The 26253-nt window shown below is 72.0% G+C and carries 26 protein-coding genes; 20 read left to right on the top strand and 6 right to left on the bottom strand.

What is annotated here, in order from left to right; translation table 11 throughout:
• Window positions 1–35: 35 nt before the first annotated feature.
• Entirely contained in the window at window positions 36–2063 is a 2028-nt protein-coding gene (locus ACZ5SK_RS27090; RefSeq protein ID WP_468576657.1) for an alpha-L-fucosidase, read from the bottom strand.
• Between the two features lie 445 nt (window positions 2064–2508).
• Between ACZ5SK_RS27090 and ACZ5SK_RS27085 the strand changes: the two genes are divergently transcribed.
• The 12 genes from ACZ5SK_RS27085 to ACZ5SK_RS27030 all read left to right on the top strand — a co-directional run bounded on the left by ACZ5SK_RS27085 (window position 2509) and on the right by ACZ5SK_RS27030 (window position 14324).
• Entirely contained in the window at window positions 2509–3573 is a 1065-nt protein-coding gene (locus tag ACZ5SK_RS27085) for a sugar ABC transporter substrate-binding protein (RefSeq protein WP_334574571.1), read from the top strand.
• Between the two features lie 46 nt (window positions 3574–3619).
• Window positions 3620–5182, top strand: coding sequence for a sugar ABC transporter ATP-binding protein (locus ACZ5SK_RS27080; protein ID WP_361702754.1), 1563 nt, complete (start codon window positions 3620–3622; stop codon window positions 5180–5182).
• Entirely contained in the window at window positions 5175–6218 is a 1044-nt protein-coding gene (locus ACZ5SK_RS27075) for an ABC transporter permease (protein WP_334574575.1), read from the top strand. The genes ACZ5SK_RS27080 and ACZ5SK_RS27075 overlap by 8 nt, the downstream gene beginning before the upstream one ends.
• A 132-nt stretch (window positions 6219–6350) precedes the next feature.
• Entirely contained in the window at window positions 6351–7676 is a 1326-nt protein-coding gene (locus ACZ5SK_RS27070; protein ID WP_468576656.1) for an L-fuconate dehydratase, read from the top strand.
• Window positions 7669–8580, top strand: a complete 912-nt coding sequence (locus tag ACZ5SK_RS27065; protein WP_457494118.1) for an amidohydrolase family protein — start codon at window positions 7669–7671, stop codon at window positions 8578–8580. Before ACZ5SK_RS27070 ends, ACZ5SK_RS27065 begins: the two co-directional genes overlap by 8 nt.
• The gene (locus ACZ5SK_RS27060) at window positions 8571–9008 is read left to right on the top strand and encodes an RbsD/FucU domain-containing protein (RefSeq protein ID WP_334574578.1); all 438 of its coding nucleotides are present in this window, start codon (window positions 8571–8573) and stop codon (window positions 9006–9008) included. Before ACZ5SK_RS27065 ends, ACZ5SK_RS27060 begins: the two co-directional genes overlap by 10 nt.
• Window positions 9005–10048, top strand: coding sequence for a zinc-dependent alcohol dehydrogenase (locus ACZ5SK_RS27055; protein ID WP_334574580.1), 1044 nt, complete (start codon window positions 9005–9007; stop codon window positions 10046–10048). Before ACZ5SK_RS27060 ends, ACZ5SK_RS27055 begins: the two co-directional genes overlap by 4 nt.
• Window positions 10045–10806, top strand: a complete 762-nt coding sequence (locus tag ACZ5SK_RS27050) for an SDR family oxidoreductase (RefSeq protein WP_334574582.1) — start codon at window positions 10045–10047, stop codon at window positions 10804–10806. Before ACZ5SK_RS27055 ends, ACZ5SK_RS27050 begins: the two co-directional genes overlap by 4 nt.
• A complete protein-coding gene (locus ACZ5SK_RS27045; RefSeq protein ID WP_334574583.1) occupies window positions 10803–11468 on the top strand; it encodes a bifunctional 4-hydroxy-2-oxoglutarate aldolase/2-dehydro-3-deoxy-phosphogluconate aldolase in 666 nt (221 codons plus the stop codon). The genes ACZ5SK_RS27050 and ACZ5SK_RS27045 overlap by 4 nt, the downstream gene beginning before the upstream one ends.
• A 23-nt stretch (window positions 11469–11491) precedes the next feature.
• Entirely contained in the window at window positions 11492–12559 is a 1068-nt protein-coding gene (locus ACZ5SK_RS27040) for a sugar kinase (RefSeq protein WP_334581054.1), read from the top strand.
• A 47-nt stretch (window positions 12560–12606) separates the two neighbouring features.
• Window positions 12607–13620, top strand: coding sequence for an aldo/keto reductase (locus tag ACZ5SK_RS27035; RefSeq protein ID WP_334574584.1), 1014 nt, complete (start codon window positions 12607–12609; stop codon window positions 13618–13620).
• Window positions 13611–14324 carry a FadR/GntR family transcriptional regulator gene (locus ACZ5SK_RS27030; protein WP_334574585.1) on the top strand — a complete coding sequence of 238 codons (714 nt, stop codon included), beginning with the start codon at window positions 13611–13613 and terminating at the stop codon, window positions 14322–14324. The genes ACZ5SK_RS27035 and ACZ5SK_RS27030 overlap by 10 nt, the downstream gene beginning before the upstream one ends.
• 18 nt (window positions 14325–14342) lie before the next feature.
• On the opposite strand, the gene ACZ5SK_RS27025 is transcribed toward ACZ5SK_RS27030, so the two are convergent.
• The 3 genes from ACZ5SK_RS27025 to ACZ5SK_RS27015 form a co-directional block, all read right to left on the bottom strand.
• Window positions 14343–14489, bottom strand: coding sequence for a hypothetical protein (locus tag ACZ5SK_RS27025; protein WP_334574586.1), 147 nt, complete (start codon window positions 14487–14489; stop codon window positions 14343–14345).
• Window positions 14490–14628: 139 nt separating this feature from the next.
• Window positions 14629–14844, bottom strand: coding sequence for a hypothetical protein (locus ACZ5SK_RS27020; protein WP_334574587.1), 216 nt, complete (start codon window positions 14842–14844; stop codon window positions 14629–14631).
• A 29-nt stretch (window positions 14845–14873) separates the two neighbouring features.
• Complete coding sequence (locus ACZ5SK_RS27015; protein WP_334574588.1) at window positions 14874–16586, bottom strand: IlvD/Edd family dehydratase; 1713 nt, start codon at window positions 16584–16586, stop codon at window positions 14874–14876.
• Window positions 16587–16633: 47 nt separating this feature from the next.
• Between ACZ5SK_RS27015 and ACZ5SK_RS27010 the strand changes: the two genes are divergently transcribed.
• From ACZ5SK_RS27010 to tgmB, 7 genes are all read left to right on the top strand, one after another.
• The gene (locus ACZ5SK_RS27010) at window positions 16634–17458 is read left to right on the top strand and encodes an IclR family transcriptional regulator (protein WP_334574589.1); all 825 of its coding nucleotides are present in this window, start codon (window positions 16634–16636) and stop codon (window positions 17456–17458) included.
• 41 nt (window positions 17459–17499) lie between these two features.
• Window positions 17500–18360, top strand: a complete 861-nt coding sequence (locus ACZ5SK_RS27005) for a fumarylacetoacetate hydrolase family protein (RefSeq protein ID WP_334574590.1) — start codon at window positions 17500–17502, stop codon at window positions 18358–18360.
• Complete coding sequence (locus ACZ5SK_RS27000) at window positions 18357–19451, top strand: zinc-dependent alcohol dehydrogenase (RefSeq protein ID WP_468576655.1); 1095 nt, start codon at window positions 18357–18359, stop codon at window positions 19449–19451. The genes ACZ5SK_RS27005 and ACZ5SK_RS27000 overlap by 4 nt, the downstream gene beginning before the upstream one ends.
• 365 nt (window positions 19452–19816) lie before the next feature.
• Window positions 19817–21025: a hypothetical protein gene (locus tag ACZ5SK_RS26995; RefSeq protein ID WP_334574593.1), complete on the top strand. Its 1209-nt coding sequence runs from the start codon at window positions 19817–19819 to the stop codon at window positions 21023–21025.
• Between the two features lie 254 nt (window positions 21026–21279).
• On the top strand, window positions 21280–21579 hold the full coding sequence (locus ACZ5SK_RS26990; protein ID WP_334574595.1) for a YkvA family protein: 300 nt from the start codon (window positions 21280–21282) through the stop codon (window positions 21577–21579).
• Between the two features lie 224 nt (window positions 21580–21803).
• A complete protein-coding gene (tgmA, locus tag ACZ5SK_RS26985) occupies window positions 21804–21995 on the top strand; it encodes a putative ATP-grasp-modified RiPP (protein WP_334574597.1) in 192 nt (63 codons plus the stop codon).
• Between the two features lie 16 nt (window positions 21996–22011).
• Window positions 22012–22998 carry an ATP-grasp ribosomal peptide maturase gene (gene tgmB, locus ACZ5SK_RS26980; protein WP_334574599.1) on the top strand — a complete coding sequence of 329 codons (987 nt, stop codon included), beginning with the start codon at window positions 22012–22014 and terminating at the stop codon, window positions 22996–22998.
• 63 nt (window positions 22999–23061) lie between these two features.
• Here tgmB and ACZ5SK_RS26975 read toward each other — a convergent pair whose 3' ends face one another.
• Together ACZ5SK_RS26975 and ACZ5SK_RS26970 are read right to left on the bottom strand one after the other, a co-directional pair.
• The gene (locus ACZ5SK_RS26975) at window positions 23062–23322 is read right to left on the bottom strand and encodes a DUF5133 domain-containing protein (protein WP_334574601.1); all 261 of its coding nucleotides are present in this window, start codon (window positions 23320–23322) and stop codon (window positions 23062–23064) included.
• A 109-nt stretch (window positions 23323–23431) separates the two neighbouring features.
• Window positions 23432–24292, bottom strand: a complete 861-nt coding sequence (locus tag ACZ5SK_RS26970; RefSeq protein WP_319338941.1) for an aldo/keto reductase — start codon at window positions 24290–24292, stop codon at window positions 23432–23434.
• Window positions 24293–24490: 198 nt separating this feature from the next.
• On the opposite strand from ACZ5SK_RS26970, the gene ACZ5SK_RS26965 reads away from it, so the two are divergent.
• The gene (locus tag ACZ5SK_RS26965; RefSeq protein ID WP_334574605.1) at window positions 24491–26203 is read left to right on the top strand and encodes a PucR family transcriptional regulator; all 1713 of its coding nucleotides are present in this window, start codon (window positions 24491–24493) and stop codon (window positions 26201–26203) included.
• Window positions 26204–26253 lie beyond the last annotated feature (50 nt).

The following is a 26253-nucleotide window of genomic DNA, read 5'->3' as shown; positions in this document are numbered from 1 at the left end:
CACGGATACGATCTAGACACTCGCATCCTCGCAGGTCAACGGCACCTTTCTGCTATCGGGACGTCAGCCCGCCCAATTCCGCTGAATACCCAGGGGTAGTAACCGTCTGAGACCGCCACCGCCTGCCACTGCAGGTTGGAACTGCCGTCCCAGGTCCACTGCTTGAGGTTGGACCCGGGGGCCACGTTGCCACCGCTGTCCAGGGCGAGGCCGTCGGTGACGTTGGTGAGCCAGAAGTACGTCGCCGGGTTGAACTGGACCCTCAGTGAGGCGATCTGGTCGTTGTTGCCGGTGACCCGCAGGTCGGGGTTGTCGGCGGTGAACGTCCAGGAGGTGCCGGTGAGGTTGTCCCCGGAGTAGCCGGTCACCTGGTAGCCGGGGGACGGCCGGGGCGAGGAGATGGTGCGCGCGCCCGGTCCCGCCGCGGTCAGGTCGGCCGCGGTGTAGTCGCCGACGGTCAACACGGCCGCGTTGCCGGTGTAGTTGACGTCCGTGAAGACGACGGCGCCGGCGGCCGGCAGCAGGCCCGGGATCGCGCCGGAGAAAGTCAGCTTCAGGACGTAGGCGTTGGCGCCGTACGGCGCCGAGGAGGGCAGGGCGACCGTGAGGCCGGAGGAGTTCTGGGCCGGTGCGGGCAGGTCGATGTAGGTGCCGGCGGTGGAGCCGAGGAGCTTCACCGAGGCCAGCGACGACAGGTTGATGCGGTCCGAGCTGAGCGTCTTGATGGTCAGCGAGCTGCCCGGCCAGCCCAGGACGGTCGCGTACAGGACGTTGTCGGCCTTGTTGCGGGTGAAGCGGATGTCCTGCGCCGTGCCGGCATGCGGGGTGGTGAACGAACCGCCGCCCATCTTCGTCGGGCCCTCGCCGTACGCCGTCCAGGCACGGGTCGCGTACAACGACTCGCCGAAGCGCTTCAGATGGTCACCGATGCCGAGCAGGATGTCCTTCTGCGCCTGGGGGATGGTGCCGTCGGCCATCGGCGCGATGTTCAGCAGCATGTTGCCGTTCTTGCTGACCCGGTCGATGAACGAGTGCAGCATCTGCTGGATGCTGTAGTAACCGATGCCCTGGGTGTAGCACCAGCTGGAGCTGGAGATGCTGTCGTCGGTCAGCCAGTACGGGGTGGTGATGTCGGCCGGGCCGCCGCGCTCGTAGTCGAAGACCTCGCCCTTGTTGTTGAAGCCGTCCTTGTAGGTGGCGACGACCTCACGGCCCCAGCTGCCCGCCTGGTTGTAGTAGTACGAGAGGAAGTTCAGGCGCTGGGTCTCGTCGACGGCGTCGAGCTTGAAGTCCTGCCACAGGATGTCGGGCTGGGCACGGTCGATGACCTCCTTGAGCTTGTCGTACCAGAGCTGGTTCTCCGCGGCCGCGCCCAGCTGCCCGTACAGCTTTTTCAGGCTCGGGTCCCTCTGGGCGGGGGCGTACTCGTAGAAGCCGTTGAAGTTGAACGCGTGGTGCATGGCCACCAGCAGCTTGAGGCCCTTGGCGCGGATGGCCGTGGAGAACAGCTGCAGCAGGTTCAGCCCCGGACCCTTGTTCACCGAGTTCCACTCGTTGACCTGGCTGTCCCACATGGAGAAGCCGTCGTGGTGCTCGGCGACCGGGCCGGCGAACCTCGCGCCGGCGTCGACGAACAGCTGGGCCCACTCGTCGGGGTCGAAGTTCCCGCCGGCCGACTTCAGCTTCGGCGCGAACTTCACGAAGTTGCCCGTCAGGTCCTGCGCCCCGTCGATGAAGTTGTGGTACGGCCACGCCGACGGCTGACCGTAGGTCGCGACATGGTGTTTGTTGGCGTTGCTGCCGCTTTGGTACATGTTGCGCGGATACCACTCGCTGTCGTACGCCGGAACGCTGAAGACGCCCCAGTGGAAGTAGATGCCGAACTTGGCGTCCTGGAACCACTCCGGGGCCGGTGGGTGCTGGTCGACCGAGTTCCAGTCGGGCGTGTAGGTGGCGGGCGCCGCTTGTGCGCCGCCGGCGGCGAACACACCTCCGGCGACGGCCGCCGCGGCCACGAAGGTGGCGCCGGCCAGGAACTGGCGTCTGTTGAGCGAACTCGACATGGAGACATCCCTGATGCGGAAGGGGGGAGGGAGAGAACCGGGACGGCCGGTTGTTACGCATGAAGGTCGACCATGCGTCCCCGGGATGTCAACGGTGGTGCAGGGATGAAAAGACTTGCTTGACCAGGCGTTTTGTCACTTTTGTTCATTTTTCTTGCGCTTTTTCACCGGCCAGACATGGCATGTCTGTCGGATGACGCCTGTCTGGATCACATCAGGAGCTCGACCCGATTGATGGGATGGATCTCGTCATCGATCCACCCTCGCGGAGTCCATCAGGCCTCACTTCCCGGCTCTGACGTGCAATTTTGCATGAACTCGCATCCAGGACTAGACAGCCCGTTGCCGCACACCCTATAAACATCCCATCTCTTCGAGGAGACGGCACACAGTTGCCGCCCATGCGAAACATCTCCCGCTACGGGACCAGCGCGAGGAAGTACCGATGAGACTCAGAAACGCACTCTGTTCCACCGCCGCCGCCCTGTCCGCACTGGCGCTGCTCAGCGCCTGCGGCAGCGGCTCCAGCACCTCGGCGTCGTCGAGCGACGCGCCGCTGGTCGGCGTCGACTACCCGCGCTCCGACACCGACTTCTGGAACTCGTACATCAAGTACACGCCGGAGTCCGCGAAGAAGCTCGGCCTCTCGCTCAAGACCACGAACTCGCAGAACGACGTCGCCAAACTGACCGCCAACGTGCAGACGTTCGTCAGCCAGGGCGTCAAGGGCATCGCCATGGCCCCGCAGGACACCGCCGCCATCGCGCCGACGCTGGCGCAGTTGGAGGCGAAGAAGATTCCGGTGGTCACCGTCGACACCCGCCCGGACAGCGGAAAGGTCTTCATGGTGGTGCGCGCCGACAACCGAGCGTACGGCGAGAAGGCGTGCCAGTACCTCGGCACGAAGCTCGGCGGCAAGGGCAAGGTCGTGATGCTGGAGGGCGGCCTGGACTCCATCAACGGCCGTGACCGCACCGAGGCGTTCAACGACTGCATGAAGAAGAACTACCCCGGCGTCAAGGTGTTCGGCGAGGCCACCAACTGGGACGGCGCCGTCGCCGCGCAGAAGCTCCAGACGGACCTGACGGCCAACCCGGACATCAGGGGCGTCTACATGGAGTCCAGCTTCGCCCTGGCCGGCACCCTCCAAGTCCTGAAGCAGAAGGGCCTGTTGGTCGACCCGAAGGACAGCAAGCATGTGTTCGTCGTCTCCAACGACGGCATTCCGCAGGAGCTGAAGTCCATCGCCGCGGGGAAGATCGACGCCACGGTCTCCCAGCCGGCCGACCTCTACGCCCAGTACGCCCTGTACTACCTGAAGGCCGCGATCGACGGGAAGACCTTCAAGCCGGGCAGGACCGACCACGACAGCACCATCGTGCAGGTGCGTGACGGCCTGCTGGAGGACCAGCTCTCCGCGCCGCTGGTCACCGCCGACGGCGGCACGTACGGCGGAGTCCCGAGCCTCAAGAGCACCGACCCCTCCCTGTGGGGCAACCACCTCGGCTGACGGCTCGCCCGGAAATCCAACGGCTCACGAACGCAAGGCGGTTGAGATGAGTGACGGGGAGCGAGCAGTCACCCCCGCGCCCGCCCCGGCGGACGACGGACGGGTCCCGGCGGACCCGCCCGTGGTCGAGGCGACGGGCATAGTCAAACGATTCGGTCCGACGGTGGCCCTGAACGGCGCCCGGATCACCATCAGGCCCGGCGAGACCCACGCGCTCGTCGGCCGCAACGGAGCGGGCAAGTCGACCCTGGTCTCCGTCCTCACCGGTCTGCAGGCCCCCGACGAGGGCACGGTGACGTTCGGCGGCAGCGCGGCCCCACGGCTCGCCGACCGTGACGCCTGGCGGCAGCGCGTGGCCTGCGTCTACCAGAAGTCGACGATCATCCCCACCCTGACGGTCGCCGAGAACCTCTTCCTTAACCGGCACCACCACGGCCGCGGCCGGCTCATCAGCTGGCCGGGCGTGCGCCGCCGTGCGCAGGAGACGCTGTCGACGTGGTCCGTGGACGTCGACCCGCAGACCCCCGCCGGTGAACTCGACGTCGAGCAGCGTCAGTTCGTCGAGATCGCCCGTGCGCTGTCGTTCGGCGCCCGGTTCATCATCCTCGACGAGCCGACCGCGCAGCTCGACGCGGCGGCGATCAGCCGGCTCTTCGACCGGATCCGCGACCTGCAACGCCAGGGCGTGACCTTCCTGTTCATCAGCCACCACCTCCAGGAGATCTACGAGATCTGCGACATGGTGACGGTGTTCCGGGACGCCCGGCACATCCTGACCGCGCCGGTCGCCGAGCTCCCGCGGACCGAACTCGTCGCCGCCATGACCGGTGAGGCGGCCGCCGACCGGCGTGAGGAACGGGCGAGCAGCCTGGACGCCGAGGCGACGGCCGCGCTGAGTGTGCGGGCCCTGACCGGCGAGACCTACGGCGACGTCACGTTCCGGGTGGGGGCGGGCGAGATCGTCGGACTCGCCGGAGCGGCCGGCAGCGGCCGTACGGAGATCGCCGAGACCGTGGTGGGACTGCGGGCCGCCGACAGCGGTGATGTGGAGATCGCGGGGCAGCGGCCCGGGGCGGGAAGCGTGCCCGCCGCGCTGGCCGCCGGCGCCGGGTTCGTCCCGCAGGACCGGCACCACCAGGGCTTCGTCCCCGACATGTCGATCGCGGACAACGCCACTCTCTCCGTGCCCGGCCGGCTCGGCCACCACGGGTTCATCAGCGCCCAGCGCCGGGACCGGCTCGCCGAGGCCATGATCGAGAAGCTGGCGATCAAGACCCCGGGGCCGGACCTGCCGGTCTCCGCGCTGTCCGGCGGCAACCAGCAGAAGGTCGTCATGGCGCGCGCCCTCGCCGACGACCCCCGGCTGCTGGTGCTGATCAACCCGACCGCGGGCGTCGACGTGCGCTCCAAGGAGTTCCTCCTCGGCAAGGTCGAGGAGATCGCCGAGGCCGGCACCGGAGTGCTCATCGCCTCCGACGAACTCGACGACCTGCGGATGTGCGACCGGGTCCTGGTGATGTTCCAGGGCCGAGTGACCTCGGAAATCACCCGCGGCTGGCACGACCACGACCTCGTGGCCGCGATGGAAGGAGTGGACCTCAATGCCTGAAACCGTCCTCGCGGACAAGCCCGCCTCCGGGACCACGGAGCCGAACGCCAAGCGGACCGGGCTGTTCGGCGGCCGGATACCCCTGGCCCGGCTGCGCGACCTCGCGCTGATCCCCGCGATCGTGGTCATCGCGATCGTCGGCCGGATCGTCAGTCCGGTCTTCCTGCAGGCGGACAACCTCATCAACGTCCTGCAGACCATGTCGGAGATCGCCCTGCTGGTCCTCGCCCAGACGATGATCCTGATCGTCAAGAAGATGGACCTCTCCCTGGAGTCGACCATGGGCCTCGCGCCCGGAGTCGCGGCCTGGCTGGTGGTTCCGGTCGGCGCGGGTCACGGCCTCGGTCTGCTGCCGGGCTCGTGGGCGATCCCGGTCACGCTCGCCGTGGGCGCGCTCGTCGGTGTGGTCAACGCCCTGCTGATCATCCGCTTCGGCCTCAACGGCTTCATCGTCACCCTCGGCATGCTGATCGTGCTGCGCGGCATCCTCACGGGCGTCTCGGGCGGCCAGACCTTCTTCCAGCTGCCGGAGTCCATGCTCTACCTGGGCACCGCCGAATGGTTCGGGATGCCCGCCTCCATCTGGATCTGCCTCACCCTGTTCGCCGTCGCCATCGTCGTCCTCGGCTGGACCAGCTTCGGCCGCTCCCTGTACGCCATCGGCGGCAACGTCGACGCCGCGAAGGCGGCCGGCATCCGCACCGACCGGGTGCTGTGGATCGTCATCGTCACCGGCAGCGTGCTCGCCGCCCTCGCCGGTCTGCTGCTGTCCGGGCGCCTCGCCTCCGTCGCCTCCGCGCAGGGCAACGGCTACATCTTCACCGTCATGGCCGCCGCGGTCATCGGAGGCATCAGCCTCAACGGCGGCAAGGGCACCATGTTCGGGGCGTTCAGCGGCATCCTGCTGCTCTTCATGATCCAGAACGTGCTCACCCTGGGCGGTGTCCCCGCGCAGTGGATCGGCGCCCTCAACGGCCTGATCATCCTGTTCGCCCTGACCATCTCCCGCATCACGGGCGGCAAGGTCCAGGAGTGAAGGGTCCAGGAGTGACCCGCGCGGCCGTCACCGGCCCGTCCTGACCCCGGGGGCCTCCCGCTCGCCCGCCGCCGTTCCCCCTCTCGTCGCAGGGACCTTGTTCCCCCCCCTGCCCCCACAGGAGTTGCTGCCATGTCCTCCGTCGTGCCCACTTCCGCCCGCATCACCGCTCTCGACGTCCTGGACGTGCGGTTTCCCACCTCCGAGCAGTTGGACGGGTCGGACGCGATGAACCCCGAACCCGACTACTCCGCCGCCTACGTCGTCCTGCGCACCGACGCCGGCGACGGCCTGGAGGGCCACGCCCTGGCCTTCACCACCGGACGCGGCAACGACGCGCAGGCCGCCGCCATCGCGACGCTCGCCCCGCACGTCGTCGGGCTGTCCGTCGAGGAGGTCTGCGCCGACCTCGGCGCGTTCTCCCGCAGCCTCGTCCACGACCCGCAACTGCGCTGGCTGGGACCGGAGAAGGGCGCCATCCACATGGCGACCGGCGCCGTCATCAACGCCGCCTGGGACCTCGCCGCCAAGCGGGCGGGCAAGCCCGTCTGGCGCTTCCTGGCCGACATGTCGCCCGAGGAACTGGTCGCCCAGGTCGACTTCCGTTGGCTGAGCGACGCCCTCCCCCCCGAGGAGGCCCTGGAGATCCTCAAGCGTGCCGAACCGGGCCGCGAGGACCGCATCGCCCGCCTCCTGGAGCGCGGTTACCCCGCCTACACCACCACGCCCGGCTGGCTCGGCTACTCCGACGAGAAGCTGGCCCGACTGGCCCGCGAGGCCGTCGCCGACGGCTTCACCCAGATCAAGCTGAAGGTCGGCGCGGACCTGGAGGACGACGTACGGCGCATGCGCACCGCCCGCGAGACGGTCGGCGACTCCATCCGCATCGCCGTCGACGCCAACCAGAGATGGGACATCCAGCCCGCCATCGACTGGATGCGGGCACTGGCCCCCTACGACCCGTACTGGATCGAGGAGCCCACCTCCCCCGACGACATCCTCGGCCACGCCGCCGTGCGCAAGGCCGTCGCCCCCATCAAGGTCGCCACCGGCGAACACATCGCCAACCGGGTCGTCTTCAAGCAGCTCCTCCAGGCCGGCGCGGTGGACATCGTCCAGATCGACTCCGCCCGGGTCGGCGGCGTCAACGAGAACATCGCGATCCTGCTGCTCGCCGCCAAGTTCGGCGTGCCGGTCTGCCCGCACGCCGGCGGCGTCGGGCTGTGCGAGATGGTCCAGCACCTGTCGATGTTCGACTACGTGTCCGTCTCCGCCAGCCTCCAGGACCGGGTCATCGAGTACGTCGACCATCTGCACGAGCACTTCATCGACCCGGTGCGCATCGCCGACGGCCACTACCTGGCGCCGACCCTGCCCGGACTCGGTGCGCAGATGCACCCCGAGTCCCTCGAGGAGTACGGCTACCCCGACGGCCCCGTCTGGTCCGCTCGTGTCTGACCTCCTCGAACTCGTCGATTCCCACCATCATGTGTGGGATCCGGACCACCGCCCCCAGCCCTGGCTGGACGAGCCCGGCCACGCACCTGTCCGCCGCGCGTTCGCCGTCGACGACCTGCGTGCGGCCGCGACCCGCCCGATCGCCGGCCGACGGCTCGGCGGCACGGTCGTCGTCCAGTGCGTCACGTCGCTCCCGGAGACACGCGAACTGCTCGCCCTGGCCGAGGAGGATCCGCTGGTCGGCGCGGTCGTCGGCTGGGCGGACCTGACCTCTGCCGCCGTCGGCGACGTACTCGACGAACTGCGGTCGGGCCCCGGCGGCCGCCGTCTGCGGTCCGTCAGGCATCTCGTCCAGCAGGAGCACGACCCCGGGTGGCTGCAACGGCCCTGCGTGCAACGGGGCTTGCGCGCGCTGGGCGAGCGCGGGCTCGCCTACGACGTCCTCGTCCGCAGTCCCCAGTTGCCGCAGGCGATCCGGCTGGCCGAGAGCCTCCCCGGGCTGCCGCTCGTCCTCGACCACGCGGGCAAGCCGCCGCTCCTCGGGCGCGACCTGGACGCACTTGAGGTGTGGGAGCGCGACGTGCGGCGGCTGGCCGCACATCCCCAGGTCATGTGCAAGGTGTCGGGCCTGATCACGGAGGCCGACCACGCCACATGGACGACCGCGGACATCCGGCCCGTGTGGGACGTCCTGCTCGCCGCCTTCGGCCCCCAGCGGCTGATGTTCGGCTCCGACTGGCCGGTCTGCTTCCTCGCGGGCGGCTGGGACCGCTGGGCCGCCACGGTCGAGGAACTCCTCGACGACTGCTCCCCCGGCGAGACCGAGGCGGTCCTCCGGGGCGCCGCGACCGCCTTCTACGGCCTGAACTCCCTCGTAAGGAAGGCGGAGACGCCGTGCTCCTGACCGAACTCCTGCACCCCGACATCCTGGCAGCCCTCGCCGGATCCGGTCACGGCGCCCGCGTGCTGCTCGCCGACGGCCACTACCCCGCGAGCACCGCCACCGGAGAGCGGGCCAGGATCGTCCACCTCAATCTCGCCCCCGGCCTGCTCGACGTCACGACCGTGCTCGACGTCCTGCTGCGCGCGCTCCCCGTCGAGTCGGCCCACGTCATGGTGCCGCCCGAGGGCGAACCGGAGCCGCCGGCCATCGCCGAGTACCGCTCCCGGCTGGCGCCGGTTCCCGTCGAGACACTCGGCCGCTTCGCGTTCTACGACGCCGCGCGCTCCCCCGACCTGGCGCTGGCCGTCGTCACCGCCGACATCCGTACCTACGCCAACCTGCTGCTGACCATCGGCGTCCGCGCTGAAGGGACCCTGAGAACACGATGACACTGGCCGTCCGTTACACAGCCGCCCGCACCCTGGACACGGCCCCCGCCCGAACCCCGGCCCCCGGCCCCGGAGAGGTGGAGCTGGCTCCCGCATATGTCGGCATCTGCGGCACCGACCTGCACATCTTCCACGGTGACATGGACGCCCGGGTGAGCACGCCCGCCGTGCTCGGGCACGAGATGTCCGGCCGGGTCGTGCGCGTCGGCGCCGGCGTGGAGGGCTGGGCGCCCGGTGACGCGGTGACGGTGATGCCGCTGCGCTGGGACGACAACTGCCCAGCCTGCCTGGCCGGTCACCGGCACATCTGCCAGCACCTCGACTTCATCGGCATCGACTCCCCCGGTGCGATGCAGCAGCGCTGGACCGTGCCCGCCGCCACGCTCGTCCGGCTGCCGGACTCGCTTCCGCTGGACCGGGCCGCGCTCGTCGAACCCACGGCGGTGGCCGTGCACGACGTCGGCCGGGCCGGGGTCCGTGACGGCGAGCGCGTCGTCGTGGTCGGCGGCGGCCCCGTCGGCATCCTCATCGCACTGGTGGCGCAGGCCGCCGGCGCCGAGGTCCGGGTGGCCGAACTGAGCGCCCACCGAAGGGCGTTGGCCGCGGGCCTGGGGCTGACCGCCTGGGATCCGGCCGCCGAGGACGTCCCCGCGCTGGTGCGGGAGTGGACGGGCGACGCGAGCGCCGACGTCGCCTTCGAGGTGTCCGGCGCAGCCGGCGGCGTCGAGACGGCGGTCGAGGTGCTCGGCGTTCGCGGCCGGCTGTGTCTGGTGGCCATCCATCCCCGGCCCCGCGAGGTGAACCTGCACCGCTTCTTCTGGCGCGAGCTGACGCTCGTCGGCGCCCGGCTGTACGACCGCTCCGACTTCGAGCGGGCCGTCGCTCTCGTGGCGGACGGCACGATCCCCGCCGAACGGCTGATCAGCAAGGTGGTACCGCTCACCGAGGCGCCCGCGGCGTTCGAGGCGCTGGAGGCGGGCGGCGACGTGATGAAGATCCTGGTGGACTGCACCGACGAGGCCGAAGGAGCCGCCGTATGAACGTCTTCGACCTGACGGGCAGGCTGGCCGTCGTCACCGGCGCGCGGCGCGGCATCGGCCGGGCCGTCGCCCGCGCCCTCGCCGAGGCCGGCGCGGACGTCATCGGCGTCAGCGCCGCTCTCGAGGCGTCGGGCAGCGACGTCGAGAAGGACGTCGTCGCCGCGGGGCGTGCCTTCGAGGCGATCCGCACCGACTTCGCCGACGCCGACGCGGTGCGGGCCCTCGGGGAGGACCTCGGGGGGCGGGAGCGGCCGGTGGACATCCTGGTGAACAACGCGGGCACCATCCGCCGCGCCCCCGCCGCCGAACACCCCGACGCCGACTGGGAGTTGGTGCTCCAGGTCAACCTGAACGCGCAGTTCGCGCTGACCCGGGCCGTCGGCGCGGCGATGGTGGCCCGCGGCCAGGGGAAGATCATCTTCACGGCGTCGCTGCTCAGCTTCCAGGGCGGCATCAACGTCCCCGGCTACACCGCCGCCAAGCACGGCGTCACCGGACTGACCAAGGCACTGGCCAACGAATGGGCGGCGCACGGCGTCAACGTCAACGCCATCGCCCCCGGCTATATCGCCACCGACAACACCCGGGCCCTCCAGGACGATCCGGTGCGCAGCAGGGCCATTCTGGAGCGCATTCCGGCCGGACGCTGGGGCGGCGCCGACGACCTCGCGGGGGCCGCCGTGTTCCTGGCCTCGGACGCGGCCGCCTACGTCCACGGCACCGTGCTGCCCGTCGACGGCGGCTGGCTCGGCAGATGACCGCCGACCTCGTCTCCGTGCTGTCCGGCGCCCGTGTCATGCCGGTGCTCACCGTCCCGTCCGCCGCGACCGCAGGCCCGCTCGCCGAGGCGCTCGCGGAGGGCGGCGCCCGGTGCGCCGAGGTCACCTTCCGCACCCCGGCCGCCGAGCAGGCGGTGCGGGCGATGGCGGCGCACGGCGGGCTGGTCGTCGGCGCCGGCACCGTGCTCAGCGCCGAGCAGGCGGAGCGTGCGGTGGCGGCCGGCGCCCGCTTCGTCGTCTCCCCCGGCTTCGACGAGCAAGTCGTCGCCGCCTGCCGCGAGTTGGACGTTCCCGTGGTGCCGGGCATCGCCACCGCCACCGAGCTGATGCGATGCCTGCGGGCCGGTGTCGACACCGTGAAGCTGTTTCCCGCCGAGCCTCTCGGCGGCCTGCGGACCCTCCAGGCGCTCGCCGCGCCGTTCCCCGGGGCGCGGTTCGTGCCGACCGGCGGCATCGGCGCCGACCGCCTGAGCGACTACCTCGGCCACCCTGCGGTCCTCGCCGTGGGCGGCAGCTGGATGGCCACCCCCGCCCATCTGGAACGTGCGGCGTACCCGGAGATCCGGCGGCTGACCGCCGAGGCCGTGAAGAGGAGTACGACGTGGGAGAGAAGCTCGACGTGGGAGAGGAGTTCGACGTGACGGACGTGACGGACGTGACCGACGTGACCGACGTGGTCGCCCTCGGTGAGGTGATGCTCCGCTTCGACCCGGGCGAGGGGCGGATCCGCACGGCGCGCTCGTTCCAGGTCTGGGAGGGCGGCGGCGAGTACAACGTCGTACGCGGCCTGCGCCGCTGTTTCGGACTGCGCACGGCCGTCGTCACGGCCCTGGCCGACAACGCGGTCGGACGGCTCGTCGAGGACCTCATGCTGCAGGGCGGCGTCGACACGTCCCTCGTCCGCTGGGTTTCCGCGGACGGCGCCGGCCGCACCGCGCGCAACGGCCTGAACTTCGTCGAGCGCGGCTTCGGCATCCGGGGCGCGCTGGGCGTCAGCGATCGTGCGAACACGGCGGTGTCCCAGCTGCGCGCGGGGGACGTCGACTGGGACGCGCTGTTCGTGTCGGGCCCGCGCTGGTTCCACACCGGCGGCATCTTCGCCGGCCTGTCGGAGACCACCGCGGACGTCGCGGAGGAGGCCATGGCGGCCGGCCGCCGCCACGGCGTGACGGTCTCCTACGACCCCAACTTCCGCCCCAGTCTCTGGGCCGGCCGGGGCGGCGCCGACCGGGCGCGCGAGACCGATCTGCGGCTCGCCCGCCACGCCGACGTCGTGGTGGGCGCGCTGGGCCTGGCCGGGAAGCGTCCGGGCGGCTCGCCCGTCCCGGCCGAGGAGGTGCCGGACGCACTCGCCGAAGTGGCCGCCCTGGTGCCCGAGGCCAAGGTGCTGGCGACCCCGCTGCGCACTGTCCCCTCGGCCGGAGTGAACGACTGGTCCTCCGCCGCGTGGTCGGCGGCGAGCGGCTTCGTCGGCGGCCCCGAGATGCCCGGCCTGCACGTGCTGGACCGGGTCGGCTCCGGCGACGGCTTCGCGGCCGGACTGATCTACGGGCTGCTGACCGGCGACGGGCAGGGCGGCGCCCCCGCGGGGGCAGCGGATCTGCGCCGCGCGCTTGCCTACGGCACCGCCCACGGGGCGCTCACCATGACCACGCCCGGAGACGTCTCCATGGCCTCGCTCGCCGAGGTCGAGGCCCTCATGGCGGGCGGCTCCGCCGCCGTCAGACGGTGATCCCGTCGGCAGCCGGTCCGACCACCCGCACCTTCGAGGAGCTCCCCTTGCGCAACCGGAAGATCGCCCACACCTCGGTCGCGCTCACCGAGCTCGGTTTCGGCGCCTCGGTGATCGGCAACCTGTATCGGATCACCCCGCCCCACGACGCGTCGGCCACGGTCGACGCCGCCTGGGAGTCCGGGATCCGGTACTTCGACACGGCGCCGCACTACGGTCTCGGCCTGTCCGAGCGCCGCCTGGGAGCGGCGCTGCGGGACCGCCCTCGGGATGCGTACGTCGTCTCCTCCAAGGTGGGCCGTCTGCTCGTCCCCAACGAACGGCCGAGCGGGGTCGACAGCGAGGGCTTCGTCGTACGCGACGATCTGCGCAGGGAGTGGGACTTCAGCCGGGACGGCGTACTGCGCTCCATCGAGGCGACGCTGGAGCGCACGGGCCTGGACCGCCTGGACGTCGTCTATCTGCACGACCCCGACGAGCACTGGAGGCAGGCCGCCGAGGAGGCCATGCCGGCGCTGGCGGAACTGCGCGACCAGAAGGTGATCGGGGCGATCGGCGCCGGCATGAACCAGTCGGCCATGCTCGCCCGTTTCCTCCGCGAGACCGCCGCCGACGTGGTGATGCTGGCCGGGCGCTATACGCTGCTCGACCAGTCGGCTCTGGACGACGTCCTGCCGGCCGCGCAGGAGCAGGGAAAGAGCGTGGTGGCGGTCGGTGTGTTCAATTCGGGACTGCTCTCCCGCGAGCGGCCCGCCGCGGGCATGAAGTACGACTACCAGGACGCCCCGAAGGATGTGGTCGAGCGTGCCCGGGCGATCGCCGAGGTCTGCGAGGCCCACGGTACGACGCTTCCCGCCGCCGCGATCGCCTTCCCGCTCGCCCACCCCACTATCATCAACGTCACCCTGGGTATGCGGCATCCGGAACAGGTCACACGCAACGTGGAACTCCACCGTCGGCACATCCCCGAAGGACTCTGGGACGACCTTCGTGCCCGGAGGCTGATCAGGTCGGACGTGTCCGTCGAGGACACTGACGGAAGGAGTTCGCGGTGTCTCTGACCGACAAGGCCATAGAGCAGATCCGTGAGTTGATCCGGACCGGTGCTCTCCCACCGGGCTCGAAGCTGCCACCGGAACAGGAGCTGGCCGGCCAGCTGGGCCTGTCCCGCAACCTCGCCCGGGAAGCGGTCAAGGCGCTGTCCGTCGCCCGGGTCCTGGAGGTCCGCCGGGGCGACGGCACCTATGTGACCAGCCTGCAGCCGAGCCTGCTCCTGGAGGGTCTCGGCGGTGCCGTGGAACTGCTCCAGAGCGACTCGGCCGCGCTGCTGGACCTGATGGAGGTACGACGGCTCCTCGAACCGGTGGCCACCGCACTCGCGGCCACGCGGATCACCGACGCCCAGCTGGCCGAGGTGAAGCAGCATCTGGACGCCATGCGCGAGGCCCGCGACGACGTCGAGCGGCTCAACGCCCACGATGCGGCCTTCCACCGCGCCGTTGTCTCCGCCACCGGCAACGAGAGCCTGCTCACCCTCCTGGAAGGGGTCTCCGGTCGCACTCTGCGCGCCCGCATCTGGCGTGGCCTGGTCGACACCCACGCGGCGGGTCGGACCCTCGCCGAGCACGAGGCGATCTTCCGGGCCCTGTCCCGCCGTGACACCGCCCTCAGCCAGGCCGCCGCCCTGCTGCACGTGAGCAGCACCGAACAGTGGCTGAGAGAACACCTCGACTCCACCGACACCGACACCGACACCGGCGCCTGAGCCGCGCGGCGCGGCGGCTCACTCCTCGATGCGGTCCACCAGCCCCCGGGCCAGGGCGCGTTCGACGGCGACGGTCCGGCCGCCGAGGACCAGGAACAGGGTCCGCCTGCGGCCGATCCTGCGCGGCAGGCCGACCGTGCCGCCGGCGCCGGGGATCAGGCCCATGCCCGGCTCGGGCAGCCGGACCGGGTGTCCGGGGCGGCCACGACGCGGGAGGCGAAGGCCGGAAGTTCGATGCCCGCGCCGACGCAGTGACCGTGCAGCCTGGCCGTGAGCCGAGAGCCGTGAGCCGTCCGCCGACGGCTCAGCAGGCGGCCCGCCATGCCTGCCCGGGTGCGGACGAGATGCGCGGCGGCGAGGTCGGTGGCCGTGCCGAACCAGCTCCGGCGGTCGCGGCGGCCAGGGCGTCGTGCAGTTTCGCGCCGTGGGCGTTGCGCCGCTCGGGGCGGTGGAGCGTGATCCGCAGGACGGCGGCCTCGCGGCGCACCGGGACGGGGTCTCCGCCGGCCCGGGGAGGCATCTTGACGGTCCCCCGGCCCCGGCGCGCGGTCAGTGTGACTCGCGGCTCACCTCGGACCCGCTCGAGCCGACGAGGAAGTCGAGGTCGGCGCCGGTGTCGGCCTGCAGGACGTGGTCCACGTAGAGCCGCTCCCAGCCACGCCGGGGGTGGGCGAAGCCGGTGAGGGTGGCCTCGTCGGGGGTCCTGCGGGCGAGTTCACCGGCGGGCACATCGACGTCGATGCGGCGGGCTTCCACGTCGAGAGTGATGAAGTCGCCGGTCCGCACCAGCGCGAGGGGTCCGCCGGCCGCGGCTTCCGGGGCCACGTGCAGGACCACCGTGCCGTAGGCGGTACCGCTCATCCGGCCGTCGCAGACCCGGACCATGTCACGGACGCCCTGTTGGAGCAGCTTCTTCGGCAGTGGCATGTTCGCCACCTCGGGCATGCCCGGGTAGCCCTTGGGGCCGCAGCCGCGCAGGACCAGCACCGAGTCGGCGTCCACGTCGAGTTCGGGGTCGTCGACGCGGGCGTGGAAGTCCTCGATGGAGTCGAAGACGACGGCCCGGCCCCGGTGGCGCAGCAGGTGCGCGGAGGCCGCCGCCGGTTTGATGAGCGCGCCGTCCGGGGCGAGGTTGCCGCGCAGGACGGCGATGCCGCCCTCGGCGACCAGCGGCTCGGCGCGGGTGCGGATGACCTCGGTGTCCCAGATGGGGGCGTCGTCGAGAGAGTCGACGAGTGGCGCGCCGGTCACGGTCAGCGCGTCGGGGTCGAGCAGGTCGCGCACCTCGCGCAGGACGGCGAGCAGGCCGCCGGCGCGGTGGAAGTCCTCCATGAGGAAGCGGCCGGCCGGCTGGAGGTCCACGAGGACGGGCACCCGGGAGCCGATCCGGTCGAAGTCGTCCAGCGTGAGATCGATGCCCGACCGGCCGGCGATCGCCAGGAGATGGACGACCGCGTTGGTGGAGCCGCCGATGGCGGCCAGCGCGACGATCGCGTTGTGAAAGGACGCCTTGGTCAGAAAGGTCGCCGGCCGCCGGTCGGCGCCCACCATGTCCACCGCCAGCCGGCCGGTGCGGTGCGCGGCCTCCAGCAGCCGGCTGTCCGGCGCGGGCGTCCCGGCCACTCCGGGGAGTACGGTGCCCAGCGCCTCCGCCACCAGCGCCATCGTCGAAGCCGTGCCCATCGTGTTGCAGTGCCCGCGACTGCGGATCATCGCCGACTCGGAGCGGGCGAACTGCTCCTGGGAGAGCGTGCCGGCCCGGACCTCCTCCGACAGCCGCCACACGTCGGTGCCGCAGCCCAGCGGGGCGCCGCGGAAGGTGCCGGTGAGCATCGGACCGCCGGGCACCACGACGGCGGGCAGGTCCACCGAGGCGGCCGCCATCAGCAGCGACGGGATGGTCTTGTCGCAGCCGCCCAGCAGGACCACTCCGTCGACGGGGTTGGCCCGCAGCATCTCCTCCGTGGCCATCGCCGCCATGTTGCGCCAGAGCATCGCGGTGGGCCGCACCTGTGTCTCGCCGAGCGACACCACGGGCAGGTCCAGCGGGATCCCGCCCGCCTCGTACACCCCGTTGCGCACGGAGGCCGCAACCTCGTTCAGATGTGCGTTGCACGGTGTCAGGTCGGACGCGGTGTTGGCGATGGCTATCTGCGGGCGGCCGGTGAAGGCGTCGCCCGGTACGCCCCGTCGCATCCACGCGCGATGGATGTAGGCGTTGCGGTCCTGACCCGCGTACCACTGTGCGCTGCGGAGCTTCACGGCGCCCCTTCCAATAGTCGGTACGTCGGTCTAGTGTTCGGAACGCGATGCAGCCTACGCAGACGTCCGACGGATCGACAGACCCCGGTGAGCACGGCGCACCGGGGGCCGGGGGCGGCCGCCTGGTGGGCTCGGACCGGGTGCTCGCGGTCCTCAAGGAGCTCGCACGGTATTCCGAAGGGGTGGGGCTCGAGGAGCTGACCCGGGTGATGGGCAGTCCCAAGCCGACCGTGCACCGGGCGCTGGGCGCCCTGCGCCGGGCCGGACTGGCCGAGCAGGACGCCCGCGGGCGTTATGTCCTCGGGGACGAGTTCCTGCGCATGGCCTTCGCTCATCACGAGGCCCGTCCCGACCATGTCCGAGTCCGTCCCGTGCTGGTCGCACTGGCCCACCGGTTCGGCGAGACCGCGCACTACGCGGTGCTCGACGGCCATGAGGTCGTCTACCGCGCCAAGGTCGACCCGCCCAGCGGCGCCGTCCGGCTGACGTCGACGATCGGCGGCCGCAACCCGGCCCACGCCACCGCCGTCGGCAAACTCCTCCTCAGCCGGCGGTTGAGCTCGCCTGCCGACGTCGAGGCATGGATCGGCGACTCGCCTCCCGAGCGCCGCACACCACGAACGCTCTGCGCGGCCGCCGACCTCCACCACGAGCTCGCCCGCACGCTCGAACGGGGCTACGGCGTCGACGACCAGGAGAACGAGACGGGCGTCAACTGCCTTGCCCTGCCGGTGTACCTGACCTCCCCTACGACGCCCTCCGGCGCCCTCAGCATCAGCGCGCTGGCCTACCGGACGCCGCTGGCCACCCTGGTCGACGCGCTCGACGAGATCCGCGACCTGCTCGGTCCCCTGGGCCGACCCCACGCCTGAACCCCCAGCCCGCAGACGACCGCACCCTGGAGAGAGCCCCCGTGTACCTCATGCGCATCGGCGCCCCCGGCGCCGAGAAGCCCGTTGCCCGCATCGACGACGAGACGTACGTCGACCTCTCCGACGTCGTCACGGACTTCGACGAGGCGTTCTTCGGCTCGGAGGGCGTCGACCGGGTCCGCCCCGTCGTGGCCGAGCGCACGGCGGCGGGCCGCGTGTCCCGCTTCGCCGGAGAGCGCGTCGGCGCACCCGTCGCGCGCCCGCACCAGATCCTCTGCATCGGGCTCAACTACCGTGACCACGCGGCCGAGAGCGGCATGCCCGTCCCCGACGAGCCGATCCTGTTCACCAAGTCCCCCAACACCCTGATCGGCCCGCACGACGACGTGCGCATCCCGCGCGGCTCCGCCAAGACCGACTGGGAGGTCGAGCTCGGCATCGTCATCGGCCGCCGCACCAGCTACCTCGACTCGGTGGACGAGGCCCGCGACGCCATCGCCGGGTATGTCGTCGTCAACGACGTCAGCGAGCGCGCCTTCCAGTTGGAGCGCGGCGGACAGTGGGCCAAGGGCAAGTCCGCCGAGACCTTCAACCCCGCCGGCCCGTGGCTGGCCACCGCCGACGAGATCGACGACGTCCTCGCGCTGGACATGTGGCTGGACGTCAACGGCGTCCGCCGCCAGACCGGCAACACCAAAACGATGATCTTCGACCCGTACTTCATCGTGCACCACCTGAGCCAGTTCCTGGTCCTGGAGCCCGGCGACCTGATCAACACCGGCACCCCGCCCGGCGTCGGCATGGGCCTCACCCCGCCCGTGTATCTCCGGCCGGGCGACGTCATGGAGCTGGGCATCCGGGGCCTCGGCACCCAGCGCCAGCGCGTGGTCGCGCCGAGGTGAGCAGCCGTTCCCTGCGCGCCTTCGTGCTGACCCGTCCTGGTGAGTACGAGGTCCAGGACCTCCCGGCGCCGACGGCCGGACCCGGCGAGGTCGTCGTCGACGTCGAGCGGGTCGGCGTCTGCGGCACCGACGTGGAGTTCTTCACCGGCGCGATGGCCTATCTCCACCAGGGCCACTCCTCCTACCCGATGCGGCCGGGCCACGAGTGGGCCGGCCGGGTGGCGGCGCTGGGTGACGGGGTCGACCCCGGCTGGCTCGGCCGGCGCGTCATGGGCGACACCATGCTCGGTTGCGGCGGCTGCCGCCAATGTCTGCGGGGTCACCAGCACGTCTGCGAGGAGCGGAAGGAGGTCGGCATCCGGGGCGGCCAGGCCGGTGCGCTGGCGGAGCAACTGGCGGTGCCGGCTTCCTCGTTGCACGCCCTGCCCGACTCCGTGGACGCCGTGCTCGGCGCACTCGTCGAGCCGGGCGGCAACGCCCTGCGCGCCGCCCGGGCCGCCGCGCCGCAGCCGGGGGACCGCGCGCTGGTCCTGGGCCCCGGGACGATCGGGCTGCTGGTCGCGATGTTCCTCCGAGCCGCCGGCACGGAGGTCCACCTGATGGGCGCCACCGCCCACTCCCTCGCCTTCGCCCGCGACCTGGGCTTCGAGCATGTGTGGACGGAGGGTTCCGTCCCCGACCTGCCGTTCGACGCCGTCGTCGACGCCTCGAACGCCGCCCATCTGCCGGACGTCGCCCTGCAGTTGGTGGAGCCGGGCGGCCGTGTGGTGTACATCGGGCTGGCCGGCGAGCCCAGCAGGATCGACACCCGCACGCTGGCCCTGAAGGACGTGCAGGCCGTGGGCGTGCTGTCCGCCTCCCCCGGTCTCGACGCGACCATCCGGGCCTACGCCGACGGGACGGTCGATCCCAGGCCGCTCGTCGCCGCCACCGTGAGCCTCGACGAGGCCGGCCCCGTGCTCGCCGGTCACCGGCCGCCCGGCGCCGGCCCCGGCCCCAAGATCCACGTCGACCCCCGACTGCGGCCAGGGCCTCACCGCGACCGCGACTGGAGCCCGTCCCGTACACCGAGTGGGACAAGGACGCGCTGATGCCGACTCCTGATTCGCCGGCCTGTCCCGGCGTGCCGGGGCGAGCCCTTCGGGGGCGCGGACAGGGCTCGCCCCGACGCGGATGGTGGGCGAGCCCTGTCCGCCTCCGATTCTGGGGTTCCGGCCCCCCTCGAGCCCATGGGTGCGGGGGCGCTTGCCGTGGTGAACGGCGCACACCCCGTACGAGCGACCCACACCCCGCACCCATCCGCACGCGTGAGCGGTGTCCCGGTGGGGAAGGCGCGCCTCGACGGGGCGCCTCCGGGCGCCCGCGTCACCGACCCGCTTGATCGCAAACGCCCCGCGGCGCGCGATACTGGCCTGCGTACGCCTTCATCTCGTCGCCCGCCCTCACGAATGGACTCATGCACATCTCCGCGACCGCTGCGCCCACGACTCCCTCCACGGTGTGGCAGACCCGTGGCCGTCACACCGGCCCCGCCGCGCCGGACGTCCTGCGCAACCACCTCCAGGCACTCAAGGACGCCGGGACCGTCCAGGACTTCATGGAGCTGCCCGACGCCGACACCCCCGAGGGGGAGACGGCCTTCGAAGCCCGGTGGCCGGTGGCGGAGGAGGTCACCGTCCGTGCCCGGCTCACCCTCGGCGAGTGGTCGGGCCGCGGCCAGGAGTGGACCCTGACGGCGGAGGCGGAGCGGCCGTGGGACCTGCGGTGGCCCTCGCCCGCCGGCCTGTTCTGGCCCTGGGAGGCGGACACCCCGTGGGGGCACGAGACCGTGGCGGGCGAGCGCTTCCTCGACACCAACCCGCTGCCGGCCGACGAGAAGGAACTGCGGCGGACGCTCCGCAACGCCGTGCGCGACACCTGGGCCGTCCATGTCGTCGTCCATGAGGCGATGACGCCCACCGAGCAGGGCCGCCGGTCACTGGTTCCGCTGCTGCCGCCCGGCCTGCACCACCGGGTGATCGAGCACCGGGCGGCCCCGCACCAGCTGCGTACCGTGAACTGGGCGCTCAAGGACTCCGGGGTGGAGGTGCCGCGCGGCGGTGCGCTGGTACTGCCCGGCGCTCCCGCCCCGGCCGACTACGACGCCGCCGGCTTCTCGGTGCGCAGTGTGTTCCTCGACGGCACGCATCCCACCGAACTCCTGGATGCGGTACGGCGCTTCGCCGCCCTGCCCAAGCCGCTGCCGGAGGGCGGCGACGCCGCGCTCACCGTGCTGCGCGAGCAGTGGCAGCTGCTGACCCTGGAGGAGGAGCTCGCGCGCGAACGCCGGCTCGTGGCGATGTACAAGGAGGCGCTGGAGGCGATGACGGAGTCCCGGGACCTGTACCGGGAGGCCGCCGAACACGCCCACGAGGCGCTGGCCGCGTACCGGGAGGCCGCCGAGGCCGGCGAACCGCGTCCGGCGCCGGCCAGGAAGAGCGGCTCCCCCTTCCAGCAGCTGGGCCGGACCCTGGAGCGCCTCAAGGAGTCGACCAAGAGCCTGCGCCCGCTGTCGACGACGCCCGCCTCCCCCGCACCGGACGGCTCCCCCGTACCGGACGGCTCTCCCGAACGGTACGAGGCCGACACCCCCGACGGCGACGAACCCGGGCCGGCCGCCCGCTGAGCCGACCCGCTGAGCCGACCCGCTGAGAGGGCTCTGACATGTCCTCCAGAGGGGCACCCCCACGCCCGGTGGTGTGACAGGGAGTAGTGGTGCGGTGGCGCTCGTGTGAGCTACGTCCCATGCGGTAATCCCGCCGGAAACGGGAATTCGGAAACCGAAAGCGGGGAAATCGACAGACAGGACCCCAGGACAGGGTCCGGACAGAGAACGACAAAGAGAGCAGACGCCGCGCGACGGACCACCTGGGAGGGCCCGTGGATGCGCCAACCACGCTCGTCGTCGTCGCGGTGGTCTCGGCCGCGGCTGTGCTCGCCGTGGCGGCCGCGGTACTGGTGCGGCTGGTCCGCACCCGCAGGAACCTGAGGCGGGCGGGGCTTCCCACCGGCCCGCGCTGGGTGTTCTGGGGTGCGGTCCTTTACTTCGTGCTCCCGACCGACCTCCTGCCGGACCCCGTGTACCTGGACGACATCGGCGTCCTCCTGCTGGCGCTGCGTTCCCTGCGCCACGCACCCGATCGAGCCCCCGACCACGCCCCTGAGCACGTCCCCGACTGACCGCTCCGGAAGACGTTTTCACGCCCGCTCGACCCGATCTCCCCTGCTCCGCGCCCTGTTCGGTGCTGCCACTCCCCGATGATCACGGAGAGTAGGGAAACCAACCACCCGTTCGATTCGTATAAGTGACTGAAGGTCGCACCAATCCAGCACCACGCAGCGGGCCCGAGTGACGTCGCACAGCGGCACCGCTTGATCGAGGCAGTACCGACGAGGGAGAGACGATGCAACCGTTCACGCTCAACTACGCACGCCCTGCGGCCGAGTTGGAGTTCAGCACTCCGTACGCATATGACTCCGCAATGCAGTTGAACGTAACGCTCGACGGCCGGATCGCCGCTCGTGACCACGCGCTGTTGAGAGAACTCGGGACCACGACCTCGACGGCGGGCTCCAAGACCCACTTCGACGACTGAACACGGGCCGACGAATATGACCGTGCTCATTCTGACCTGTGAAGAGGACGTCACGGCGGACATGGTGGTCGTGCACCTGAACGCCGCGGGCGTCCCGGTCGTCCGGCTCGATCCCGCCGACCTCACCCATACCGTCGCGCTGTCCGGCGAGTACGTGCACGGCGCGTTTCGGGGTCATCTGTCGTCCGCCGGACGGCTGGTGAGCCTCGACGGGCTGCGGTCGGTGTGGATCCGCAGGCCCGGCGCCGCGGCGGCCCGGGCGCCGCAGCCGTCCGCGTGGCTCACGGAGGAGGCCTCGCAGGCGCTGTACGGCATGCTCCGCGGTACCGGGGCGCGCTGGATGAACCACCCGGACGCGTCCCTGCGCGCCCGGCACAAGCCCTGGCAGTTGCGGCTCGCCCAGCGCAGCGGCCTGCCGGTGCCGGCCACGATCGTCACGACGTTCCCGCAGGCCGCGCGCGAGTTCGCGGACCGCTACCCGGATCTGGTGGTCAAGCCGGTGTCCGGGGCGCATCCGCAGGATCCGCCCCGTGCGGTGCCCACCACCCGGGTCCCGCCGGGCGCCGACTTCGCCGCCGTGGCCTACGGTCCGACGCTGCTGCAACGCCGGGTGGCCAAGCGGGCCGACATACGGCTGACCGCCGTCGGCGACCGCCTGCTGGCCGCCCGCAAGGAGACGGTCCCCGGCGGCGACCCCGACGTGGTGGACGTGCGTTTCGCGCCCTCCACCACGCCGTGGCGTCCCGTCGACGTCCCGCCGCGCCTCGGCGAGGCCGTACGGGTGTATCTGCGGGAGGCGGAACTGGCGTACGGGGCCTTCGACTTCGCGGAGGACGCCGACGGGACCTGGTGGTTTCTGGAGTGCAACCAGTCGGGGCAGTTCGGTTTCGTGGAGGTGGACACCGGCCAGCCCATCGCCCGCACCATCGCGGAGTGGCTCGCCGGGCCGCCCCCGGAACGCGGTGCCCGGCCCGCCGACCGGTGCGGCTCCGCCGCCTCCTGACGCACGGACGCGGCGGGAGCTCCAGGGAGCCACCGCCGCGCCGGGTCCGGCCGCGGACCGTCCTCAGACGGCCAGGGACAGTCCGCTCTCCCCGTCCTTCGCGGGCAGTTCCTCGGCGGGCGACGCCGCCGAGGACGCGAGCAGGGTGTCCGCCGCGGCCACCGCCTCGCGGACGTCGGCCGTGCCCATCAGCACGCACAAGGTGTACGTCACGTCCTGCAGTTCACGAGCCGTCTGCGGCCTCTCCCTCTCCGCCTGAGCGATCTTCAGCGTCGCGTACCGGGTCAGCAACGTCCTGGCGACCTTCGGGTCCGGAACGATCACGAGCGCCCCTCTCTCTGTTTTGCGCTGCGTGTGCCCGGACCTGGGCGATTCATGCCTGTCGGCCCGTCATGTCACCCTCAGGAGTCATGATCCGGCCATCCCGCCCGTGTCAGACGACGGCGTCCAGTTCCGCGAGTTCGTCGGCCGTGAGGCGCAGGTCCGGCGCGGCGAGGGAGTCCAGGATCGTCTCGGGGCGGCTCGCGCCGGGGATCGGCACCACGACCGGCGACTTGGCGAGCATCCAGGCCAGGCACACGCGCTGCGGGCTGACGCCGTGGGCCTCGGCGACATGGGCGAACGGGGCGTAGGAGGAGCCCAGTTCACGGGCGCGGGAGATGCCGCCGAGCGGGCTCCACGGCAGGAAGGCGATGCCGAGCTCGTCGCACAGGCGCAGTTCGGGCTCGCTGGAGCGGAAGGCCGGGGAGAACTGGTTCTGCACGGAGACCAGCCGTCCGCCGAGGATGTCGTTCGCCTGCCGGATCTGCTCGGGGTTCGCGTTGGAGATGCCGGCCGCGCGGATCTTGCCCTCGTCCAGCAGTTCCCGCACCGCGCCGACGGAGTCCGCGTAGGGGATCCGCGGGTCGGGGCGGTGGAACTGGTACAGGCCGATCGCCTCCACGCCGAGCCTGCGCAACGACGCCTCGCAGGCGGCCTTGAGGTGCGCGGGGCTGCCGTCCAGGGTCCAACTGCCGTCGCCGGGGCGCAGATGGCCGCCCTTGGTGGCGACCAGGACGTCGCCGCCCCGGTCGTGGCCGGCGAGAGCCTTGGCGATCAGGGTCTCGTTGTGGCCGACCTCGTCGGCGTGGAGGTGGTAGGCGTCCGCGGTGTCGATCAGCGTCACGCCGGCGTCCAGCGCGGCGTGCACGGTGGCGAGTGAACGTGCCTCGTCCGGCCGCCCCTCGATCGACATGGGCATCGCGCCCAGGCCGATCGCGCTGACGTCCACGTCCCCGATGCGGCGGGTCTCCATGTGCGCGTGACCTCTCTCGAAGGTGGTGCGGAAGCGGGAAGTCCGGTGTCCCGGAAGGTGATTGCGGCACACCGGACGCATCCAGCCTGGCCCCGGCGTCGGCCGTGGGTCCAATGGAAGAAACCGAACGCATTCAGCAGTACGGGAGCTGAATCGTGGTGCGGGCGGGTGCGCGTGCGGCGAACTATCCTCGGGCCGGTGAGCCTGGAGACGCCGACCCTGCGGTCCCTGCTGGCCTTCGAGGACGGCGACGCGGTGCGGCTGGTGTGCGCGCCCGCCGCGCCCGACACCGTCGTCACGCGGATCGCCGTCGGTCTGGACGATCTGGGTCCGCGTCCGGAGCGCCGGGGGCCCGCGGAGGGCGAGGGCGTCCTGCTGCTGGCCGTGGGCGCCGCCCCGGACGCCGGGACCGTGCGGGAGGCCGCCAGGCGGGGCGCCTGCGCCGTCGTTCTGGGCGAGGTGCGCGAGGGGGCCGCAGGCGAGGTGGGCGACGCGGGCGAGGGGGCCGCGGGCGAGGTGGGCGACGCGGGCGAGCCGCTCACCGGGGCGGTGGCGGCGGCCCGGGAGTCCGGTATCGCGCTGCTCGTCCGCGCCGAGGGCGTCGACTGGGCCGAGGCGGCCGCGCTGCTGCGGTCGGCGCTGTCCTACGCCCGGGCCGGCGACGGCGAGGACACCGACGCGCTCCGGGGCCCGGCGGCGCCCTCCCTCGCCGTCCTGGCGGCGCGGGTCGCGGCGCAGGTGAAGGGGTCGATCACCATCGAGGACACCCGGTTGCGCGTCCTGGCCCACTCCGCCACCGGCCCCGGCGCCGACGCGCTGCGCCGGACCGTGATCCTCGGCGGCCGGGTGCCCGACTGGCGGGTCGCCGAACTGCGGCGCAGCGGGCTGCTGCGCGCGCTGTGGACCTCCGAGGACGTCATCCACCGGCCCGCCGACGGCGACAACCCGGAGCGGCTGGTCGTCGCCGTGCGCAGCGGGCGTGAGGTCCTCGGTTCGATCTGGGCGGCCGCGGACGACGCCGCCCTCGCCCCGGACGCCGCCCGGTACCTGCGGACGGCCGCCGGGCTCGCCGCCCCGCTGCTGGTGCGCGAGCGGCTGCGCGAGAGCGGCACGGCGCACCGTCGGGAGGCCGCGCTGCGCGGTCTGCTGCGGGGCCTCGGGGACCGGCGCACCCACGCCTGGTCGCTCGGTCTGTCCCCGGACGCGCCGTGCGCGGTGGTGGTGGCCGAGCGGCAGCCCGGCGCACCGGCCGACGACCGGGCCCTGGACGTCCTCGTCCTGGAGGTCTCGGCGCACCGCCCGGGGACCGGGATCATGCGCGACGGCGACCGGGTCGCGCTGCTGCTCACCGGGGCCGCCTCGGCGGCGGACCACGAGGCGGCCGTGCGGGGCGTCGTACGCGATCTCGACGCGGTCGTGTCCTCGTTGCCGGGGTCTGCGGCGGTGTGGCTGGGCGTCGGCCCGGTCGGCACTCCGGAGCGGGCCTGTCTGTCCTACGACCGGGCCGTGCTCGTCGTGCGGGCGCTGCGCGAGCGGGAGGCGCGGGCGTCGGCCGCCGGACGGCCCCGGCCCCCGCGGCACGCCGACGCGGCCGGGGCGGGCGCGGCGCTGGAGGTGCTGCGGATCCTGGACGCGGCGCGCCCGGTGTGGGAGTCAGGCGGCGGGCCGGTCCACGACCTGATCCGCACCGACCTCGCGGCGGGCGGCGAGCTCGTGCGGACCCTGGCGGCGTACCTCGACGCCGGGGGCGATGTCGCGGAGGCGGCCCGTCGGCTGGTCGTGCATCCCAACACGCTGCGTTACCGGCTGGGGCGGGTCCGGGAGCGGTACGGCGTGGACCTGGACGATGCCGACGCCCGGCTGCTGCTGACCCTCGCGGTGCGGCTGGCAGCGAGGCCGCCGGAACATTGACGTTGTGCGTGGACACGAAGGTTCCGGTTGTCTTTGTGCGGTCCCCCAAA

This window comes from Streptomyces sp. NPDC031474, assembly GCF_055581185.1.
The sequence above is the reverse complement of the archived record's forward strand: the minus strand, read 5'-3'. Positions and strand labels throughout refer to the sequence as shown.

What these genes read in the sequence shown, in the direction of transcription:
- ACZ5SK_RS27090 (WP_468576657.1), bottom strand. Translation starts at nt 2,063, where the DNA reads ATGTCGAGTTCGCTCAACAGACGCCAGTTCCTGGCCGGCGCCACCTTC.
- ACZ5SK_RS27085 (WP_334574571.1), top strand. Translation starts at nt 2,509, where the DNA reads ATGAGACTCAGAAACGCACTCTGTTCCACCGCCGCCGCCCTGTCCGCA.
- ACZ5SK_RS27080 (WP_361702754.1), top strand. Translation starts at nt 3,620, where the DNA reads ATGAGTGACGGGGAGCGAGCAGTCACCCCCGCGCCCGCCCCGGCGGAC.
- ACZ5SK_RS27075 (WP_334574575.1), top strand. Translation starts at nt 5,175, where the DNA reads ATGCCTGAAACCGTCCTCGCGGACAAGCCCGCCTCCGGGACCACGGAG.
- ACZ5SK_RS27070 (WP_468576656.1), top strand. Translation starts at nt 6,351, where the DNA reads ATGTCCTCCGTCGTGCCCACTTCCGCCCGCATCACCGCTCTCGACGTC.
- ACZ5SK_RS27055 (WP_334574580.1), top strand. Translation starts at nt 9,005, where the DNA reads ATGACACTGGCCGTCCGTTACACAGCCGCCCGCACCCTGGACACGGCC.
- ACZ5SK_RS27050 (WP_334574582.1), top strand. Translation starts at nt 10,045, where the DNA reads ATGAACGTCTTCGACCTGACGGGCAGGCTGGCCGTCGTCACCGGCGCG.
- ACZ5SK_RS27045 (WP_334574583.1), top strand. Translation starts at nt 10,803, where the DNA reads ATGACCGCCGACCTCGTCTCCGTGCTGTCCGGCGCCCGTGTCATGCCG.
- ACZ5SK_RS27025 (WP_334574586.1), bottom strand. Translation starts at nt 14,489, where the DNA reads ATGGGCCTGATCCCCGGCGCCGGCGGCACGGTCGGCCTGCCGCGCAGG.
- ACZ5SK_RS27020 (WP_334574587.1), bottom strand. Translation starts at nt 14,844, where the DNA reads ATGCCTCCCCGGGCCGGCGGAGACCCCGTCCCGGTGCGCCGCGAGGCC.
- ACZ5SK_RS27010 (WP_334574589.1), top strand. Translation starts at nt 16,634, where the DNA reads ATGCAGCCTACGCAGACGTCCGACGGATCGACAGACCCCGGTGAGCAC.
- ACZ5SK_RS26995 (WP_334574593.1), top strand. Translation starts at nt 19,817, where the DNA reads ATGCACATCTCCGCGACCGCTGCGCCCACGACTCCCTCCACGGTGTGG.
- tgmA (WP_334574597.1), top strand. Translation starts at nt 21,804, where the DNA reads ATGCAACCGTTCACGCTCAACTACGCACGCCCTGCGGCCGAGTTGGAG.
- tgmB (WP_334574599.1), top strand. Translation starts at nt 22,012, where the DNA reads ATGACCGTGCTCATTCTGACCTGTGAAGAGGACGTCACGGCGGACATG.
- ACZ5SK_RS26970 (WP_319338941.1), bottom strand. Translation starts at nt 24,292, where the DNA reads ATGGAGACCCGCCGCATCGGGGACGTGGACGTCAGCGCGATCGGCCTG.